This is a genomic window from Luteolibacter arcticus (genome assembly GCF_025950235.1).
GTDB lineage: Bacteria > Verrucomicrobiota > Verrucomicrobiia > Verrucomicrobiales > Akkermansiaceae > Haloferula > Haloferula arctica.
The window spans coordinates 1-18793 of the sequence record NZ_JAPDDT010000019.1 but is presented as its reverse complement, the minus strand read 5'-3'; the positions used below and the strand labels follow the sequence as shown (position 1 = coordinate 18793).

General features: G+C 62.2%; 18 protein-coding genes. 4 read left to right on the top strand and 14 right to left on the bottom strand.

All coding sequences use genetic code 11. From position 1 onward, the window contains the following. Nucleotides 1–1368 (bottom strand): DUF1552 domain-containing protein, encoded by a 1368-nt coding sequence (locus OKA05_RS25460; RefSeq protein ID WP_264490036.1) that lies wholly within the window; start codon nucleotides 1366–1368, stop codon nucleotides 1–3. Next, a complete protein-coding gene (locus OKA05_RS25455) occupies nucleotides 1365–3872 on the bottom strand; it encodes a DUF1592 domain-containing protein (RefSeq protein ID WP_264490035.1) in 2508 nt (835 codons plus the stop codon). Before OKA05_RS25455 ends, OKA05_RS25460 begins: the two co-directional genes overlap by 4 nt. 135 nt (nucleotides 3873–4007) lie before the next feature. Here OKA05_RS25455 and OKA05_RS25450 point away from each other — a divergent pair, with 135 nt between their 5' ends. Next, on the top strand, nucleotides 4008–6323 hold the full coding sequence (locus tag OKA05_RS25450; protein ID WP_264490034.1) for a glycoside hydrolase family 2 TIM barrel-domain containing protein: 2316 nt from the start codon (nucleotides 4008–4010) through the stop codon (nucleotides 6321–6323). An 87-nt stretch (nucleotides 6324–6410) separates the two neighbouring features. Here the strand turns inward: OKA05_RS25450 and OKA05_RS25445 are convergent, their stop codons facing one another. The 8 genes from OKA05_RS25445 to OKA05_RS25410 all read right to left on the bottom strand — a co-directional run bounded on the left by OKA05_RS25445 (nucleotide 6411) and on the right by OKA05_RS25410 (nucleotide 14108). Next, the gene (locus tag OKA05_RS25445) at nucleotides 6411–7730 is read right to left on the bottom strand and encodes an AAA family ATPase (protein ID WP_264490033.1); all 1320 of its coding nucleotides are present in this window, start codon (nucleotides 7728–7730) and stop codon (nucleotides 6411–6413) included. Nucleotides 7731–8043: 313 nt separating this feature from the next. Beyond that, nucleotides 8044–9009, bottom strand: coding sequence for a D-2-hydroxyacid dehydrogenase (locus OKA05_RS25440; RefSeq protein WP_264490032.1), 966 nt, complete (start codon nucleotides 9007–9009; stop codon nucleotides 8044–8046). 71 nt (nucleotides 9010–9080) lie between these two features. Continuing rightward, nucleotides 9081–9785 (bottom strand): ABC transporter ATP-binding protein, encoded by a 705-nt coding sequence (locus OKA05_RS25435; protein ID WP_264490031.1) that lies wholly within the window; start codon nucleotides 9783–9785, stop codon nucleotides 9081–9083. A gap of 54 nt (nucleotides 9786–9839) precedes the next feature. Then, entirely contained in the window at nucleotides 9840–10199 is a 360-nt protein-coding gene (locus tag OKA05_RS25430; protein ID WP_264490030.1) for a four helix bundle protein, read from the bottom strand. 49 nt (nucleotides 10200–10248) lie between these two features. After that, nucleotides 10249–11022 carry an ABC transporter ATP-binding protein gene (locus OKA05_RS25425; protein WP_264490029.1) on the bottom strand — a complete coding sequence of 258 codons (774 nt, stop codon included), beginning with the start codon at nucleotides 11020–11022 and terminating at the stop codon, nucleotides 10249–10251. Beyond that, nucleotides 11019–11987: a branched-chain amino acid ABC transporter permease gene (locus tag OKA05_RS25420; protein WP_264490028.1), complete on the bottom strand. Its 969-nt coding sequence runs from the start codon at nucleotides 11985–11987 to the stop codon at nucleotides 11019–11021. Before OKA05_RS25420 ends, OKA05_RS25425 begins: the two co-directional genes overlap by 4 nt. A gap of 6 nt (nucleotides 11988–11993) precedes the next feature. Next, entirely contained in the window at nucleotides 11994–12917 is a 924-nt protein-coding gene (locus OKA05_RS25415; RefSeq protein WP_264490027.1) for a branched-chain amino acid ABC transporter permease, read from the bottom strand. A 45-nt stretch (nucleotides 12918–12962) separates the two neighbouring features. Further along, nucleotides 12963–14108 carry an ABC transporter substrate-binding protein gene (locus OKA05_RS25410; RefSeq protein ID WP_264490026.1) on the bottom strand — a complete coding sequence of 382 codons (1146 nt, stop codon included), beginning with the start codon at nucleotides 14106–14108 and terminating at the stop codon, nucleotides 12963–12965. Between the two features lie 137 nt (nucleotides 14109–14245). Between OKA05_RS25410 and OKA05_RS25405 the strand changes: the two genes are divergently transcribed. Then, nucleotides 14246–14581: a hypothetical protein gene (locus OKA05_RS25405; protein ID WP_264490025.1), complete on the top strand. Its 336-nt coding sequence runs from the start codon at nucleotides 14246–14248 to the stop codon at nucleotides 14579–14581. Next, nucleotides 14563–15111 carry a DUF6036 family nucleotidyltransferase gene (locus OKA05_RS25400; protein ID WP_264490024.1) on the top strand — a complete coding sequence of 183 codons (549 nt, stop codon included), beginning with the start codon at nucleotides 14563–14565 and terminating at the stop codon, nucleotides 15109–15111. Before OKA05_RS25405 ends, OKA05_RS25400 begins: the two co-directional genes overlap by 19 nt. Here OKA05_RS25400 and OKA05_RS25395 read toward each other — a convergent pair. The 4 genes from OKA05_RS25395 to OKA05_RS25380 are packed head-to-tail and all read right to left on the bottom strand — an operon-like array spanning nucleotide 15108 to nucleotide 17781. Further along, nucleotides 15108–15794 (bottom strand): hypothetical protein, encoded by a 687-nt coding sequence (locus OKA05_RS25395; RefSeq protein WP_264490023.1) that lies wholly within the window; start codon nucleotides 15792–15794, stop codon nucleotides 15108–15110. The genes OKA05_RS25400 and OKA05_RS25395 overlap by 4 nt on opposite strands. Nucleotides 15795–15816: 22 nt before the next feature. After that, on the bottom strand, nucleotides 15817–16080 hold the full coding sequence (locus OKA05_RS25390; protein WP_264490022.1) for a hypothetical protein: 264 nt from the start codon (nucleotides 16078–16080) through the stop codon (nucleotides 15817–15819). A 59-nt stretch (nucleotides 16081–16139) separates the two neighbouring features. After that, nucleotides 16140–17501, bottom strand: coding sequence for an alkaline phosphatase family protein (locus OKA05_RS25385; protein ID WP_264490021.1), 1362 nt, complete (start codon nucleotides 17499–17501; stop codon nucleotides 16140–16142). A gap of 52 nt (nucleotides 17502–17553) precedes the next feature. Then, nucleotides 17554–17781: a sterol desaturase family protein gene (locus OKA05_RS25380; protein WP_264490020.1), complete on the bottom strand. Its 228-nt coding sequence runs from the start codon at nucleotides 17779–17781 to the stop codon at nucleotides 17554–17556. A gap of 237 nt (nucleotides 17782–18018) precedes the next feature. On the opposite strand from OKA05_RS25380, the gene OKA05_RS25375 reads away from it, so the two are divergent. Further along, nucleotides 18019–18429: a hypothetical protein gene (locus OKA05_RS25375; protein ID WP_264490019.1), complete on the top strand. Its 411-nt coding sequence runs from the start codon at nucleotides 18019–18021 to the stop codon at nucleotides 18427–18429. Nucleotides 18430–18793 lie beyond the last annotated feature (364 nt).

The window sequence follows — 18793 nt, the reverse complement described above, 5'->3', positions numbered from 1 at the left end:
TCAAACTCCCGTCATGAGACCGGTGCTATCGCCGAAGCGTTCCATCGATGGCGTGCCCATTGTATCGAGCATTTTCAGGTAGAGATTGCACAGCGGTGTTTCGTTCGCGTCGAAGGCGCGGCCCGGGTTCAAGGCACCGCCGCCATTGCCGGCGAGCACGAGCGGCAGGTTGGTGTGCGTGTGGCGGTTGCCGTCGGAGTTGCCGCAGCCGTAGACGATCATCGAATTGTGCAGCACCGTTTGACCGTCGGCGTCCTTCTTCGTCTCCAGCATGCCGAGGAACTCGGCGAAACGCTCGGCGTAGAAGCGGTCGATCAAGGTGACCTTGCGGATCATGTCCTCGTTGTTGCGATGATGCGACAACGCATGGTGGCCTTCCGCGACCTCGATCTCCGGGAAGGAGCGGTTGCTGCCATCGCGGGCGAGCAGCAGCGTCGCGATCCGTGTGGCATCGGTTTCGAAGGCGAGTGCCGTCATCTGGAACATCAGCCGGATGTATTCGTCGTAGGACTTCGGGATACCGTCCGGCGTCGCCATGTCCGGGTCGGGAATGTCGGTAAAGCCTTCCGCGGTGACAATGCGCTGCTCGATCTCGCGCACGCCGGTGAGATACTCGTCCATCTTCGCCTTGTCGCGATGCGTGAGTTCCTTCGAGATCGACTTCGCATCGTCCATCACGAAGTCGAGGATGGAACGCTGCTGGGTGCGGCGGCGGACGAGGCTGTCGCCGCGTTCACCAGGATTGCCGGAGCCGAAGAGGCGCTCGAAGACGAGCCGTGGATTGGACTCCGGCGACAGCGGCGAGGTCGGCGTGCGCCACGCGAGATTCGACTCGTAGGCGCAGGAATAGCCCGAGTCGCAGCCGCCGGACTTCCGGTGCGGGTCGCAGGAAAGCTCCAGCGATTCGAAGCGGGTGCGGCGGCCGATCTGCTGCGCCGCGATCTGATCGACCGAGACGCCGGCATAGATATCGGAACCCGCGGTCTTTCTCACGCGCACGCCGGTGAGAAAGCTGCCATTGGCGCGGGCATGGTCGCCGGCGCCGTCATTGCCGGGCTCGGCATTCTTGAGATCGAGGCCGGAGATCACCTGCAGGCGGTGCTTCAGCGCGTCCAGGGGAGCGAGGGTGTTCTCCAGCTTGAAGTCCGCGCCGGCACCCGAGGCGGTCCATGCGCCCGGGACCGCGCCATTCGGGAAATAGAGGAAGGCCATGCGCAGCGGTGCGCCGGTGGCCGTGGTGGCGAAACCGCGGGCGGCGGCTCCGGTGGCGGCCGCCGCGGCGCGGGGCAGGAAGGCTTCGAGCGATGGCAGGGCCAGGCAGGCTCCCATGCCGCGGAGGAAGCGGCGGCGGTTGGTGGCGGCGTTCATGGCGTGGTGCGTTGGCGTTTTTGGAAAGCGGGCGATTCGATGATGCCGGTGATCAGCGTGGAAAACTTGCCGCCGGATTGCTCCAGTCCTTCGACGATGGAATCGACGGTCGTGGTGTCGCAGGGCTCCGGTCCGCGGCCGAGCGCGTAGGTCAGGAGCTTCTCGGTAATGCAGCGATAGTAGTCCTCGCGGCGGGACGTGACCAGCAGCCGTTTCAGCTCGCGCACGTCGGCAAATTTCTCGCCGGTGATGAGTTGGCCCGCGGACGATGGGATGGGCTGGCCGAGTTCCTTGTCGCGCCACGAACCGAGCGCGTTGAAATTCTCAAACGCCAGCCCGAGCGGATCCATGCGGTTGTGGCAAGAGGCGCACAGCGTTTTCTCGCGGTGCAAGGCGAGCGCCTCGCGCAGGCTCCGCTCCTCGCCATCCGCGCCCTTCTCGGAGGCTTCCAACGATGGAATATCCGGCGGCGGCGGCGGGGGAGGGGTGCCGAGGAAATTATCAAGGATGAAGACGCCGCGCTTCACGGGTGAGGTGCGGGTGGGATTCGAGGTGACCGCAAGTACGGTACCCATCGTAAGAACGCCGCCCCGAGGACTGTCCGGCGGCAGCTTCACCAGCCGCATGTCTCCGCCGCGGACGTCAGGCACGCCGTAGTGATTGGCGAGTTCCTCATTGAGGAAGGTGGAGTCATTGTCCACCAGCTCCAGCACGCTGCGGTCCTCGCGCAGGGTGCGGCGGAAGAGCAGCTCGGCTTCCTTCCGCATCGCATTGCGCAGCGAACCGCTGAACTCGATCCGGCGCTGGCCGCGGAACTTGGATCGCAGGGCCGCCATCTCCTCCTTCAGGGCTGCCAGCTTCCTGTCGTCGCGGGCCTTCTCCGCTTCATCGATCTCACGGTTGAGGCGGCGGAAGCCTTCAGAGCGCTCGCGGTTCTCGCGTTCGGTGCCGCTGTCGCGGGATAGCACCGCGCGGGCATCGATGCTCACGCCCTCGACATCGCGCGCCTGCAACCACTGCCCGGCGAAGTTCTTCACGAACTCATCCGAGCGGCCGTCCTTCAGCATGCGGTCGATCTGGGCGGGCAGGTTTTTCCTCAGCTCGCCCTTATCTGCCAAGCGGCAGAGCTCGTCATCCGGCAAGGTGGACCACAGGAAATACGACAGCCGCGACGCGAGCGACCACTCGTCTAACAGCGGGTGCTTGGCCGGGTCACTCTCCGGCAGCACCTGCTCCATGCGGAAGAGGAAGCGCGGTGAGGCAAGGATCGCCGCGACCGCACGGGCGATGCCCTTTTCAAAGGAGCCGTCCGGAGCCTCCGCCGACTCCTTGGCAAAGCCCGCGAGCTTTGCGATCGTGGCGTCATCGACCGGTCGGCGGAAGGCACGGGTGGCGAAGCGGTGAAGGATTTCCGTGCGATACTCGTCGCGCCCCGCGGCATCCTCCGGCACGCGGTCGCGGGTGAAGAACTTGTCGTAGTTCGGCGGATGCACCGCGTGCTCCGGCTCCAGCGGGCCGACCAGGGTGACGCCGCCAAGCTCGAGGTCCACACTCGGCGGGCCATCGCCGAGGTCCGGCGGCTGCTGGTCCTTTCCGACCAGTGGCTCCATCGTCAGGTGCAGCGGATACTCACCCGGCTGCCACTTCACCTCGAGCTCGGAGACGAGCTTGCTGCCACCCCACCTCGTCTCCTCTTGGAGCAGTTGCTTGCCATCCACCGACCATGTGACCTTGGCGCGGCCGGGATCGTAGGAAAACGATCCGCGCGGTACGGCATTCAGCGAGATGCGATAGGTGCCGGCCTTCTCGATCTTCAGCTTCGCGGAGAGGTCGGCGGGATTGTAGAGCGAGAGCCGGTACTGCGAGTCTCCTTCGCCGCGCTGGCCCTTGCCGCGGAACATCCCGGCGGGGAAGGTTTTGCGTGGCGTCACCCGGTTCTCCAGCGGCAGTCCTTTCTCGACGATCGTCTCGGCGGCCTGCATGTACTTCTCCAGCAGCATCGGCGAGGTCGTGAGCACGTCGCCGATGTTGTCGAAGCCGTAGCCGGTGTCGTCGGCGGGGAATTCCTCGTCGGTGCGGAAATCGTGGCCGGTCAGCTCGCGCACCGTGTTGCGGTATTCGATGCGGTTGAGCCGACGCAGGGTCACCCGGCCGGGATCGGGATTCGCGGGATCGAGCTTCAGCGGGCCGCGCTTGATCCAGTCGACCAGCGTGGCCAACTCCTCTTCCGCGAGACGCTCCTTTTTCGGCGGGGGCATCAGCCCGGACCGGACGTTGCGCAACGCATGATCCCACAGCTTCGTCTGCTGCATCAGCTCCGCCGTGGAACCAAAAGAGTCGAAGCTGACCTTGCCCTTGTCCTCGCCGTCGCCGTGGCACGAGTAGCAGTGGTCCTCCAAAATCGGCAGGATCTTGCCCTCAAACACCGCTAGGTGGTCGTCCGCCGCGCCGGATTGGCAGGCGAGCAGGGCGAACAGCAATGGAGAAGCGGAGCGGACAGGCATGAGGATGGAACGTCGGAGCGGCCGACAAGTAACGTTACGAATCAAACGGGTTTTGCAGCATAACCCATTCCGGGAGGTTCCAACACGGGTTTGATTCCCGTTAACTGTGCCATGGTCCGGTTTTCTCCGCCCCCTTTGCTGGCTCTCCTGGTTGCAATCCTCAGCTCTAGCGCCTTTGCGCGGGAAATCCTTCCTTTCGATGACGGATGGCAGTTTCACCAGGGCGACGCCGCAGGAGCGGAGAACGAGAGCTTCGATGGCAGCGGCTGGCAGACGGTCGCGGTCCCCCACGACTGGAGCATCGCCGGTAAATTCGACAAATCCGCGCCCACCACGGGCTCGGGCGGGTGGCTGCCGTCCGGCGTTGCTTGGTATCGCAAGGAATTCCCCTTCGGCGAGAAGGACAAGCGGGTCTGGATCGAATTCGACGGCGTGATGGCGAATGCCGAGGTCTGGATCAACGGCCATTCACTCGGCAAGCGACCGAATGGCTACGTGAGTTTCCGCCACGACCTCACCCCTCATCTGAAGGCGAAGAACGTGCTTGTGGTGAAAGCCGACACCACGCCTCAGCCGGCATCGCGCTGGTATACGGGTGCCGGCATCTACCGGCACGTCCGGATGGTGGTCGCGGATCCGGTTCACGTGGCGCCGTGGGGTGTTTTCGTCAGCACTCCGCAGGTCGATACGGCGAAGGCGACGGTGAAGATCGAAACGAAGGTGGCGAATACGAGTGGCGCGGAAACGAAGCTTACGTTGCGCTCCACGGTGCTCGGCCCCGATGGCAAGGAACTCGCCACCGCTTCCTCCGACCTCGTTGTCGCCGAAGGGAAGGACGGCACGGGCACCCAGCAGATCGTCGTGCCGAATCCGAAGCTCTGGGGGATCGACGAGCCTCGCCTTCACCGGCTCGTGACTACCCTAACAAGCGATGGCAAGGAACTCGACAAGGTCACCACCACCTTCGGCATTCGCAGTGCCGAGTTCACGACCGACCGCGGCTTTGTGCTCAATGGCAAGCAGGTGAAGATGAAGGGAGTGTGCCTTCATCACGATGGCGGTGCGGTCGGTGCCGCGGTGCCGCTGGCGGTGTGGGAGCGTCGCTTGAAGAAGCTTCGTGAGCTTGGCGTGAACAGCATTCGCACCGCCCACAATCCGCCCGCGCCGGAGTTCCTGGATCTCTGTGACCGCATGGGCTTCCTGGTGATGGACGAGTTCTTCGATTGCTGGACCAAGGGCAAGAACAAGCAGGACTACCATCGCTTCTTCAAGGAGTGGTCGCACACCGACTTGCGCGATGGAGTGCTGCGCGACCGCAATCATCCAAGCGTCATCCTCTACTCGGTGGGCAATGAGATCCACGACACGCCGAAGCCGGACATCGCTATTCCGATTTTGAAAGGCCTGGTGGAGGTCTGCCACGAGGCGGATCCGACGCGGCCGGTGACGCAGGCGCTGTTCCGCCCGAATGTCTCGAAGGACTTCACCAACGGCCTCGCCGACTTGCTCGATGTGATCGGCGTGAATTACCGCGATGGCGAATTGCTTCAGGCATGGAAGGATAAGCCGGGTCGCAAGATCTTCGGCTCCGAGCAGGGGCACGACCGCTCGACGTGGTTCGATTGCCGCGACAATCCGCAGCACGCCGGACAATTCCTGTGGGTGGGCATCGACTACCTCGGGGAGGCGCGGAGCTGGCCGGTGACGACCTTCAATGCAGGTTTGCTAGATCGAGCCGGCTTTGTCCAACCGCGCGGCGTCGAGCGTCAGAGCTGGTGGAGCGAGAAGCCGATGGTCGGCACCTTCCGCCGCGTCGCCACGACCGAGGAGACCCCGGCCGATCCGGGCTACGAGGCGGTGGAGTGGAAGCGCCGGCAGGTGCTCTTTCCGGACTGGACGCCTGCGAATCAGGGGGCGCACGAGGAAAACGTGGAGGTTTACACCAATGCTTCCGAGGTTGAGCTATTCCTCAACGACAAGTCGCTGGGCAAGAAGCCGGTTCGCAAGGACTTTGCGCTCAACTGGAAGGTGCCCTTTGAAGCCGGGACGCTGAAAGCCGTGGCCTTCAACGATGGCAAGGAGGTTGCCTCTAACAACCTGCGCACGGCAGGCAAGCCGGCGAAGCTATTGCTAAAATCCGACCAGAGCGGGCTCTCGCGGACTTGGGATCGTATGGCCAGCGTCGAGGTGTTCGTGACCGATGCCAATGGCGTCGTGGTTCCCACCGCCTCTAACAAGATCGCCTTTTCCATCGAAGGTCCCGGCAAGATCGTCGCCGTCGATAACGGCTCAGTCGTTAGCCTGGAGCCATTCCAAGCGAGTGAACGCGAGGCCTTCCAAGGCCGTGCCTTGGTCCTCCTGCGAGGAGCGGAAGAGCAGGGGAAGGTGGTCTTGAAAGCGAGAGGGGAGGGCTTGGAGACCGGTGAGCTGGTCTTCCAATGGAAGCAGTAGTCAACGCCGGGAGCGTGGAATTTATCGCCCTTGGATGATGGGAGACCGGGGTTGCCTGGCGGAATGAATTCCGCGTTCCCAGTGGTCTCACTTCGCCGCGCCCAGCAGACTCATCGTCAGGGCGCCGCCATCGACCATAAGCTCGGTCAAGGCCGCGGCGAGATGGCGGTCGGCAACCACGATCTCGCCCTCGCTTTCCAGCGCCGAGTGGACCGCCGCCTTGCGCAGCAGCTCGCGGATGAAGGCGGCGCTGACGCCCTCGATCCGCAAGATCAGGTCGTCCAGATGCTGCAACTCCAGCTTCAGCCCCTTGCCATAGAGCTCGATCAAGCGCCGTCGGCAATCGGCATCGGGCGGTGGGATTTCGATCGCCTGGTCGATGCGCCCGGGCCGCGACGCCAGCGCCGGCTCGAGCACGTCCGGGCGGTTCGTGGTCAGGATGAAAAGCAGGTCGGCGTCGTGGGCGAGGCCGTCCATCTGGTTGAGCAATTCGAAGAGCACTGCATTCGCACCCACCACTTGATCCTCGCGGCGGGTGCCGATGAGATCGACGTCCTCGAGGATGAGCGTGGCAGGTTGTAGCACGCGTGCCATCGCCACGGCCTGTTGGATCATGCCGAGGTCGCCGCCGGTCAGGAGGAAGACCGTGCGCTCCGGCATCCGCGACGCGAGATACATGGCGGAGAAGGTCTTTCCTGTTCCCGGCGGGCCGTGGAAAAGCACACCGCGTTTCAGGTGCCGTCCGGCTGCCTTCAGCCGTTCGGCGTGCGTGCTGAAATCCACCGTGTGGCGCTCGATCCGTTGCAGCACCGCATCTGGCAGGATGACCTCATCCCGGGTGATCGAGGGGAGCTTGTGAAACTGCAGCTCGAAACCACCGCGGCAATTACCCTCAAGCGACAGCACGCCGCCGCGAAACGCCTTGCCGGCCCGCGTTTCCGTCTCCACCCGTCGCAGGAAATCCTCCGCTGCTTCACGGTCGGCGGCCATCACTTCCAGCCGCAGGCCGGGAGTGGCGCTGTAGCGCTCCTCGTCCAATAGCAGCGCGATGGGTTTGCCGCGGTGGAGGAAAAGCTTCAGCCCGCGCTTCACGCAGGCGAGCCGGCGATCCCCCGGCAACTCCTCGTCCACATGCGCCACCGGCCCGAGGTCGAAGTCGCGCGAGCTTCCCTCGCGGGCGAACTTCGAGAGCGACGGATTCATGTATTCGTGACGCATCACGATGCCGCACAGCTCGCTGTCATCGGCGGCGAGATCGACGACTGCTTGGTGCAGATTCGGGCGCTCGTATTGGCGGAACATCCGCTCGATCACCGGCAGCTCGCCCGGATCGGTGTCGAAATGATCGGCCAGCTTCTGCCAGAGGACGGGTTTGGCTTTCTTGGCGGTGGACTTCTTCTTTCCCATGAACGTCGGTCACTTTGGATCGTCGGAAACGTTTCCGGATCCAACCATGGCAGTTGAGGGAAGAAGCCGCGTTTCGACAACTCCATTCCATGCAAGGCGTGCTGGCCAGCTTGCCCGGGAGCGCCGGTCTTCAGACCGGCAGGAACGGTCCCTCAAAAGCCTGCCGGACGAGGGATAGGGAGAGCGGATGACGAGGTGGGCAGCCAAGGACCACTCGGGCCGCTCTGAAGACCGGCGCTTCCGGGGTCAGTCGCTCCTCCCGACAAGCCTGTGATCTCGACAGGCGGAATAAATTCCGCGTTCCCAGTGATTTTCACATGATCCGGTTCACCAGCTTCTCGCCCTTCTCGTAGCGGGCGAGGTTTTCCAGGAAATGGCGGATCAGCACCCGCGCTTCGTCGAATTGCCCGCCGGCGGTGTGCGGCGTGATGTGGCAATTCTCGCAAGTCCACAGCACGTGTTCATCCGGCAGCGGCTCGGGGTCGGTGACATCGAGCCACGCGGCTCCGAGGTGGCCGGACTTCAGGGCGGCGGCGAGGTCGTCTTGATGGGTGGTGGTGCCGCGGCCGATGTTGTAGTAGATCGCGCCAGGCTTCATCTGGGTGAAGCGTGTGGCATTGAACCAGCGCAGCGACTCCGCATTGTCCGGCAGGATGTTGATGACGTGGTCGGCTTTGCCCAAGGCGGCGGCGACTTCATCGGGCGTGACGATCTTCACTTTCTCATCGCCGCGTGGGGTGCGGCGCATGGCGGTGATGTCCATGCGAAACGGTCCCAACAGCTCGATCACCCGCTCGGCGATGGCGCCGTAGCCGATGATGAGCAGCGACTGGCCTTGCAGCAGCTTGCTGTCCCGGCGCAACTCGTTCCATTCCGGCGAACCGTTCGCGCAGCGGGACTTCAGAGCCCGCGGGAATTGGCGAGCATTCGCCAACATGAAGGCCAGCACATGTTCGGCGCAGGGATCATCGTAAACGTGGGAGCTATTGGAGACTGCAATGCCTTTCTCCTTCACCGCGGCGCGGAAATCGGTGGTGTCGTAGCGCGTATAGCCCGCGGTGCTGACTTGCAGCCACTTCAGCTTCGCCGAGGAGAGCACGGCATCGACGCGCGGTTGGCCGAGCACAATGTCCGCGTCTTGCATCAGCGGGTCGGTCGGCACGTCGGCCAGCACGGAAGCGCCGCCTTGGGATGGCAGCAGCAGCTCATGGGGTGCGATGCCTTGCCGGAGGTAGTCGATGAGCTCCGGCGTGGTCGAGAGGTCGGTGAAGATTTTCATGGCGAGTGGGATTCAAGGAGCGAGGACATTCTGTCCACGCCGTGTCGACAGAATGTCGACACTCCTTACGGTCAGGCACCGAGATACGCTTCCTGAACCTTGGGATTCGCTTTCAGCTCGGCGGACGGACCTTCGAGCAGGATCTTGCCGGTCTCAAGCACGTAGCCGTAGCTGGAAACGTCGAGCGCTAGGTTGGCGTTTTGTTCCACCAGCAGGATGGTGAGGCCTTGCTCGCGGTTGATCTCGACGATGCGTTCGAAGATCGACTTCACCAGCAGCGGGGCGATGCCCAGCGACGGCTCGTCCAGCATCAGGAACTTCGGATTGCTCAGCAGCGCCCGGCCGATCGCCAGCATCTGCTGCTCACCTCCGGACATGGTACCGGCCGCCTGATTCTCACGCTCCTTGAGGCGGGGGAAGAGGTGGAAGACGTAGTCCGTCTGCTTCGCGATCCATCCCTTGTCGCGCTGTAAGTAAGCGCCCATCGCGAGGTTTTCCTTCACCGTGAGATTGGCGAAGACCATGCGGCCCTCAGGCACGTGGCAGAGGCTGCGGGAAACGATCTTGTGCGGGGCGAGTCCGCCGATTTGCTGGCCTTCGTAAGTGATCGAGCCGGTCGATTTCACGAGGCCGGACAACGCGCGAAGGGTAGTTGATTTGCCTGCGCCGTTCGCTCCAATCAAAGTGACGATGCTTCCCTTGGGGACGTTCAGAGAGACCCCGTGGAGCGCTTTGATCGCGCCATAGGAAACATACAGGTCTTTTACTTCGAGCAAGGCGGTTGAGAGTTGATGGTTGAGAGTTGAGAGTTGAGAGAAAGAAGCTCTCGGTTACGCGTCTTCCAGCAAAGCGCGCCGAAGGCCGCTCAGCATCCGGCTTTGTTCTTCCGCAGCACTGTAGAGGAGACTGAAATCATCAGGGGAAAGAAAGCCCTGATTCTTTCCGACGTGGGACTGTGAGATGACCTCGTAGAGCGAGCCGGTCGCGATCTCGATGAAGCGGGCGAAGTCCTTTCGCGAAATCCGGCCGCTTCCTTCCGCGATATTCGACGAAATCGACACGGCGGCCCGACGCATTTGATTGGTCAGGCCAAACCGCTCATCCGCCGGGAACTGTCGCGTGGCTGAGTAAACCAAGTCCGCGAACTCAATGGCTTTCTGCCAGACCTCAAGTTTCTCGAATCCAAACATGGCTTTCGTCGGTTTGCAGTTCTTTGCCTTTGCTCTCAACACTCAACCATCAACTCTCAACTGTCACGCCGAGGTAGGCTTCGATCACCCTTGGATCGCATTGGATTTCCTTCGGCGTGCCTTCGGCGATCTTGCAGCCGTATTCGATGACCGCGATGCGCTGGCAGATGCCCATGACGACCTTCATGTCGTGCTCCACGAGCAGCACGGCGAGGTTGTAGCGCTCCTTGATGAAGCGGATGAGCTGCATGAGGTCGTCCTTCTCGGACGGGTTCATGCCGGCGGCGGGTTCGTCGAGGAGCAACAGCTTCGGCTTGGTCGCGAGCGCGCGGACGATCTCGAGGCGGCGTTGGTCGCCGTAGTTCAGGCTCTTCGAGTTCGCATCGCATCGGTTGGCGAGGCCGAAGATGTCGAGGAGTTCGATGGCATCCTTTTCGATCGCGGCTTCTTCGCGGTGATAGACCGGGCCGCGGCTGAGCGAGTGAATGATGCCGCGCTTGAGGTGGGTCATCATCGCGGCACGGACGTTGTCGAGCACGCTGAGGGATGAGAAGAGGCGGATATTCTGGAAGGTGCGCGCGATGCCCATGCGGGTGATCTCGTGCGGCTTCTTGCCGGGGACCGGTGTGCCTTCGAAATGGATCTGGCCGGAGGTGGGCGTATAGACGCCGGTGATCAGGTTGAAGACGGTGGTTTTCCCTGCCCCATTCGGGCCGATGAGTCCGACGAGTTCGCCGGGAGCCACGCTGAAGCTCAGGTCCCCGACGGCCTTCAGGCCGCCGAAACGGATCGTCACATCCTTGAGTTCGAGGCCGGCGCTCATGCGGATTTTTTCCGGTTGAAGAACGGTAGCGACGGCAGCAGCCCCTGCGGACGGACGATCATCATGATGATCAGCAGCAGCGAGAAGATGATCATGCGATACTGCTCGAAGTCGCGCAGGAACTCATTCAGCACGGTGAGCAGGATGGCCGCGGCGATGACGCCCGCGGTGCTGCCCATGCCGCCGAGGATGACGATGACGACGATGTCGAAGGACTTCAGGAAATCGAAGCCGCTGGGAGAAATGGTGGTGCGCAGGTGGGCATACAGGCCACCGGCGAGACCGGCGAAGAACGATCCGGTGACGAACGCGGTGACCTTGTAGCGGACGGTATTGATGCCCATGGAACCGGCGGCGACCTCGTCATCGCGCACGGCGAGGAAGCCGCGGCCATAGGTGGAATTCACCATCGAGGCGACGACGTAGATGCAGACGGCGGCGAAGGCGAAGACCCAGAAGAAGGTGGTGTGCGGCGGGATGCCTTTCAAACCGAGCGGGCCGCCGAAGGGGCCTTCGCTGTCGGTATTCTGCAGGATCACGCGGACGATTTCATTGAAGCCGAGGGTGACGATTGCAAGATAGTCGCCGCGCAAGCGCAGCGAGGGCATGCCGACGAGCCAGCCGCAGATCGCGGCACAGAGGCCGCCGAGGACCAGCGCGATGCAAAAGGCGGTGCCGTTGGCAAAGGCGCTGGGGCCGCCTAACAGCGGGATGAGTTTCTGGCTGGCTTCCAGTGTGAAGATCGACGCCCCATAGGCACCCACTGCCATGAAGGCGGCGTGGCCGAGCGAGAATTGGCCGGTGTGGCCATTCACCAGATTCAGGCTAACGGCGAGGATGATGTTGATCCCCACGTTCAGCGCGATGTCGAGGTAGTAGGCGTCCATCGAATCGGACGCGAAGGAAATCCCCATGCTGACAGCAAGGGCGACAATGAGAGCGATCTGGGCTGTGTAGCGCTTCATGGTCCGTTAGACTTTCTCACGCTCGACCTTTCCAAGCAGGCCGGACGGCTTGAAGACGAGGATCAGGATGAGGATGACGAAAGCGACGCCTTCCGAGTAGCCGGGCTTGATGCCAATGTACTGTCCGTAGCCCTTCACGAGCGTCTCGGTGATGCCGATGATGAGGCCGCCGAGGGCCGCGCCGGGGATATTCCCGATGCCGCCGAGCACCGCGGCAATGAAGGCCTTCAGGCCGGGCTGGATGCCCATGAAGGGCTCGATGCTGGGATAGAGCGAGGCGTAGAGAATGCCGCCTGCCGCCGCGAGCGCGGAGCCGAGGCCAAAGGTGAAGGATATGACCACGCTGTTGTTCACGCCCATCAGCGTAGAGGCGGTGGGGTTGAGCGATAGCGCCCGCATGGCGAGACCCATCTTCGTCTTCATCACGATCATCCGCAGGCCGAATAGCAGCAGCAGCGTGGTGACGAGCACGATGACCTGGGCGACGGAAATCGTGAGGCCGCCGGTACTGGCGATGGCGGTTCGCGGGATCAGCTCCGGGAACGGACGCTGGTCGGCGCCGAAGGCAAGCTGGCCGGTGTACTCAATGAAGAGCGAGACGCCGATCGCGGTGATGAGCACATTCAGCCGCGGGCGATTGCGCAACGGGCGGTAGGCGAGGAACTCGATGAGGATGCCGAGCGCGGCGCAGAGCGCCATCGAGGCGAGCAGGATGATCACCAGGCTCACCGGCCATGGCAGCGCGGCCAAGGTGCCGGCGAGCAGCTTGTGCAAGCCGAAGGCGGTGAAGGCCCCCAGCATGAAGACATCGCCGTGGGCGAAATTGATGAAGCGCAGGACGCCGTAGACCATCGTGTAGCCCAGCGCGATGAGGGCATAGATGGAGCCTTGGAACAGGCCGTTGAGGAGTTGCTGGACGAACTGCTCCAAGGTGAGGCGGAAGGGTTGGAGGTGTTACTACGGGCGGGCGTCGTCTCAGGGGGCGATCGTCTCCGTGTAAACCACCTTGCCGTCCTTGACGGTGAGGATGACTGCCGGCTTCTTGGCATTGCGCTGGGCGTCCAGCGTGATTTTGCCGGTGATGCCGCTGTAGTCCTTCGTGGCCGCAATCGCGTCGCGCAGGGCGGGGCCTTCCACGGAGTTGGCGCGCTTGATGGAGTCGAAGAGGATCATGGCGGAGTCATAGCCGAGCGCGGCCATCGCATCCGGCTTGGTGCCGTGCTTGGCCTCATACTTCTTCACGAATTCCTGGATGGCCGGAGACTTGTCCTCATTGGAGAAGTGGTTCGAGTAGTAGCAGCCTTCCATGGCCTTGCCGCCCACCTCGAGCAGCGAGGGGCCGTCCCAGCCATCGCCGCCGACCAGCGGGACGGTGATGCCGAGCTCGCGGGCCTGCACGGCGATGAGGGCGACCTCATTGTAGTAGCCGGAGGCGAAAATGGCGTCCGGCGCGGCACCCTTGATGGCGGTGAGCTGGGCCTTGAAGTCCTTATCGCCCTTGCCGTAGCTCTGCTCGGCGACGACGGTGCCGCCATTGGTCGAGAAGTGCTTCCGGAAGGCATCGCTGAGGCCGACGCTGTAGTCCTCCTTGCTGTCGGTGAGGATGGCGACTTTTTTCCAGCCCTTCGAGAGCGAGAAGATGGAGCCGACCGTCCCTTGGAAGGGATCGATGAAGCAGATCCGGAAGACGTAGTCGCCGGCCTCCGTTACCTTGGCATTGGTGGATGCGGGGGAGATCATCGGCACGCCGGCCGCCTGTGCGATCGGGGCCATTTCCAGCGATTTGCTGGAGGAGACCTCGCCCAGGAGCGCCTTGATCTTGGAGCGGGAAATGAGCTTCTTCGCGACGATGCCGGCTTCGCCGTTCTTCGACTGATCATCCTCGGTGACGAGCGAGATCTGTTTGCCGAGCAATCCGCCCGCGGCGTTGATCTCGTCCACGGCCATTTGGGTGCCATTGTGGGAGGATTGGCCGAAGTTGGCGGTGCCGCCGGTCAGGGACGCGACCTCGCCGATGACGATGGTGTTTTCGTCCTCTTTCTTGCCCTTGCAGGAAGAAAGGCCGACCGCGGCGGCGAGGGAGAGGGCGGCGAACGGGAGGGCGAAATGGCGGAATTTCATGGGAAAGTGCTCAGGTTGGAAAACCGGAGCGAACGCTAGGAAGCTGTCCGGGAGAGCGCAACCGTAAAGCAGACGAGCAGACGGCGTGCCCCGGAGGACGGCTTGCGGGACCGCCGGGCGGCTGCTAGGCTGTTCCCGTGATTCCGGAAGATTACGTCTGGCTGAACCCGCTCATCCACGAGAGCTGGCTCTATACCGCGGACAAGATCGAGCGGCAGCCGGAACTGCTGGAGATCCCGCTGCGGAATATCGAGCGCTGGATCAAGATGGACCGACTGGGCGACGTCCGGCCGCTGATCGAGTGGCGGGAACTGATCGAGCGGGCGCAGGCGTCGGCGGAGGGATTCGCGGAGTTGCTGGCCTTCCTGCGGGAAGACGGGGAATATGCGCGCTATTTGAAGAGCTGCACTCCGTTTCCAGGGGTGCTGGACAAGGAGGAACGCCGCCGGTTTACATGCGTCTGGACTCACTGAAGCATTTGGCGCGAGCTGCGAATGGCCTCGCCGAGACCAAGCGTCTCGTCGTGTTTGGCTCGGCGTCGCTTTTGGCGACCTTTCCCGAATTGGGAGATGACTACGGCGGGCCGCTTTCCAAGACTTTTGACGCGAACTTTGTTCCGGAGCCGTGGGATGACGAGATGGCGCACTTGCTCCATGTGACCCTCGGGAAGAATGAAGACTTTCACATTCACTTCGGCTACTACGCCGACATCATCCGGCCTGTAGTCTTCGAGCAGTTTCCGAAGGGGTGGGAGGACCGATTGGTCCCTGTGCCCGGCGTTGAGCGGGCACTTTGTCTCGATCCCCACGACATGGCCGCCGCGAAATGCCAGGCGGGTAGGCCGAAGGACATCGAGTTGCTGGTGCTGCTGTTTGAGACCGGTCGCTTGGTGCCGGATCTCGTGAGGGAACGTCTCCGCGAGGTTCCGATGCGAGAGGCTGCGATTGTCGCCTCCCATCGGGTGTTGGATGAGGCCATCCGGCGGGCCGGAGAAGCGCACTAGTCGCTCGTCGGTTTCGCCGCGCGGATCGATCCAATGAAAAAGACAGGCTTGGCCTCCTTGAGTTGATTAAGCTTTCGGGTCGCGCTCTCGTAATCGCCCTTGGCATCCACAAATGACCCACAGCCGGACCATCCACCCACGGGATTCGACTTTGCTTCGAATTGAGGATCACTCGCTCTGAGAGCTTCGATCCGGTGAATCTGCGCGAGAAGCTTTCGTTTGTCCTCCACGGCATCTTCCTGAGAGAGAATTTCCATCGCCAGTTTTTGCTGCTGCGCCTCAAGGTTCTCTTTGGCGACTGCAGCAATTGCGTTGGCGACATTTAAGGCGGCTGCGGGCTTCCGATGGATGAACCGACTGGAGATGCCGGATTCCTTCCAAATCGGTTCAAGAGTCATCCGGCTGGCCATTCCCGCGGCCAAACGATCGAACTCCGGTTCCGATACCTTGGCGAATCCGCTGCGGATGGCGACTTCCGCGAGAAACGCTTGATCCCTGCGGAGTCCGTCGAGCACGGTTGTCAATTCGGAGGGATTGAAACCGGGTGGTGCCGAGTATTCCAAAACGGCTTCCGCTTCCTTGGGTTTGCCCATGGAGAAGATGAAGAAAATCAGCGCCGAGACCACCATTAGCGCCGACACGATGCCGGAAATGACCTTCAGTGGTTTCTCGGAATCGCGCATGAGACTTTTCGTGATGGGTGGTTCATCGGGCCCGCGCCGGCAATTGTCCGGCCACCGGATCGTCGTCGAGTTTCCAGGGGCTTGCGGGGACGAGGCGCTTGCCGAGTTCATCGCGCAAGCGGCGGTCCGTCCGGATCATCGACACGCTCTTTTTGATAGCCTCCATCGGTGTCTTGGCCGCGGTGCCGGTCCGGAGATTCGCCTCGGCCGTGACCGCTGTGATGGCATAGGCGACGATGCCTGCCACTGACAGAAGTAGAACACCGGCGGGAAGGAGCGACTTCACGCGGGTAATTCGATGCGAACGGATGCTTCGTTACAAGAATAAACTTTGTGCCGCAAAGTTCAGGGGCCGTCCACCGCCGCGACGATCGCCCCGAAGACCTCCTCCGCGCTGCTCACCGGCACCGGCGAGCCGAGGAGTAGAGGCTTTTCGCCGTTCTCCACCACATCGCGGCCGTGGGAGCCTTTCACCAGCGAGGCATCGAGCGGGATCACTTCTAACAGGCCCCGCAGGCCGAGCTTCTTCTTGAGGAGAAACTTGCCGATCTGCCACTTCGGGTTCGCGATGGCGGGGTCGATGAACAGCTCGGCGGGATCGTAGCCGGGCTTGCGGTGGATATCGACGCAGCGGGCAAAGTCGGGTGCTTTCGCGTCGTTGTTCCAATAGTAATAGGTGAACCACGCGTCCGCTGCAGAGATCGCGATGAGGTCACCGGCCCGCTCCGCGCCGATACCGCTGCCCCACATCTCGCCGGCGGTGCGGACTTCATCGATGCCGGCGGTTTCTTCTAACAGACTCCGCACCTGCCGCAGCAGCGAGCGGTCATTGACGTAAACGTGGGCCATCTGGTGATCGGCCACGGCGAAGACCTGCGAGCCGCCGGCATCGAGCGTCTCGCGGCCAAGCTCTTCCTTGATCTGGAGCCAGCCCTTTTGGCGGAAGAGGCGATTGAGGTGGATGGGTCGCGTGACCTTTGAGATGCCGTATTCGGAAACGACCAGCACCTTGATGCCGCTGCCTTCGAGGAAGGCGATCAGCTCGCCCGCTACGCGGTCGATGGCCTGGAGCTCGGGCTCGATCTCCGGTGCCCCGGGGCCGAATTTTTGCAGGCAGTAGTCGAGGTGCGGTAGGTAGATCAGGCTCAGCGTCGGCTTCTCCCGCTCCTCCACCCAGCGGGCGGAGGCGGCGATCCACTCCGAGCACGGGATGCCCGCGGCCGGTCCCCAGAAGGACGGGAAGGGGAATGCGCCGAGGTCCGCCTTGATCCGCTCGCGCAGGTCCATGGGCTGGGTGTGGATGTCGAAGACCTTCCGCCCGTCGGCCGGGTAAAGCGGGCGCGGGGTGATGGAGATGTCCGCGCTGGAATACATGTTGTACCACCAGAAGAGCTTCGCGCAGGTGAAGCCCGGGTGCTTGCGACGCAGGTGCTCCCAGACCTTTTCACCGCGGACGAGGTAATTGCTCTGCTTCCAGAATCGCACCTCGGCGCTTTCGCGATCGTACCAGCCATTGGCCACGATCCCATGCTCGCGCGGGCAGGTGCCGGTGAGCATCGATGACTGGGCGGTGCAGGTGACGGCGGGGAACGCGGGGCGGAAGGCCTGCAAGCCATGCTTGTCAGCAAACGCCTTCAGCCGCGGCGTCGAAGACCCGAGCAGGGAAGGGGAAAGCCCGACCACATTGATGACCGCCACGCGCTGCATGGGCGGAGTGTTTCAGCCGTTCCCGCGGCTGGCAATGCGCGGTCGTCGCCGATCAACCGGCATCCTCTTGCCGGAAGCGCCGCTCGTAGTCGGGATCCAGCGTGCCGAACAGCCGGTCCCACAGCAGCGTGTAGAAGCCGAAGTTGTACTTCGGATGCTCGTGATGCTCCGCGTGAAAGGTGGAAGTGCCGAGCAGGCGAAGGACCGGCACCCTGCTCCAAGCGGCCGGGAAGGGCTCGACGCCGGAGTGGCCTAGGGTTCCAAACGGGACATTGAGCAACTAGATGGGGTCAGGTGTCCGGGGCGAGGAGTGTTTCAATGCGAGGACTGACCCCAACGCACCGGCAGGCGGTGGGGCACCCCCGCTCGGTGAGCCGGCTCGTGGCTTTATTCGGGAAGGGCGTTTCAAAGGTCCGAGTGATGAAGAAGCTGGAGGCGTTGTTGAAATGCGCGTCCTGACCACATGGCATGCATTTCACACTTGGAATAAGGTCCGTTAGGTGATCTATTTCACACAATGAAAAATCTCTATGATCCGACTAGGTGGCGCCCTTGGGGGTGGGTGACAGGTTTTCTTCCGACGAGATTATTTGGTCGGGTGGTTTATCCAAATGTATGGTATTACTCGTTAAATGAAAATTCATTACTTGCGGCGGAGGTGGGGAGTTTATGCTCGGTAATATTTGGTTCAAATGGATTGCCGTTAGGTGGAATGAAAATTACAGTATTGGAAAATGACATTGAAAAGGAATTCTTTCATATGGCTAGATATCCATTTGGAGGGTCGATTTGCGCATGGATCGCTGTTTCAGGCTTGGGCGGGGCTCCTGAGAGGTATCAAAAAATAGTAGATCGTCTGAAAATTGTGTCGCGTATTTCGGAGAGGATTAAGGAGGGAGGCTTCTCTACTTGGGAGAATCCTCTGTAATGATCAACTGCCGGCTCTCATTTTCTCGTTTTCGGGGTCACCAATCGGGTCAGTCCCCGCATCGAGACAAGATTTGGTTGGCCAAAGTCCGGGACGAGGGAATGTTGGCATGCGAGGACTGACCCGAATGGCACGGGATTAAGCCTGTTATCGGAGCGCCACGGCACACTGGGAACGCGGAATTTATTCCGCCTGGACGGTAGGTTCGCCGGGTCTTCCAGGGGAAATGAATTCCGCGCGCCCAGTGAATCCAAGCGGCGTAACCGGCCTTAATCCCGTGCCATTCAGGACTGACCCGAATGGCGCTAACTTAAGGCGGATTTGGGCTGTTTCACATACCTCGTCCGATGATGGATTTCGACCA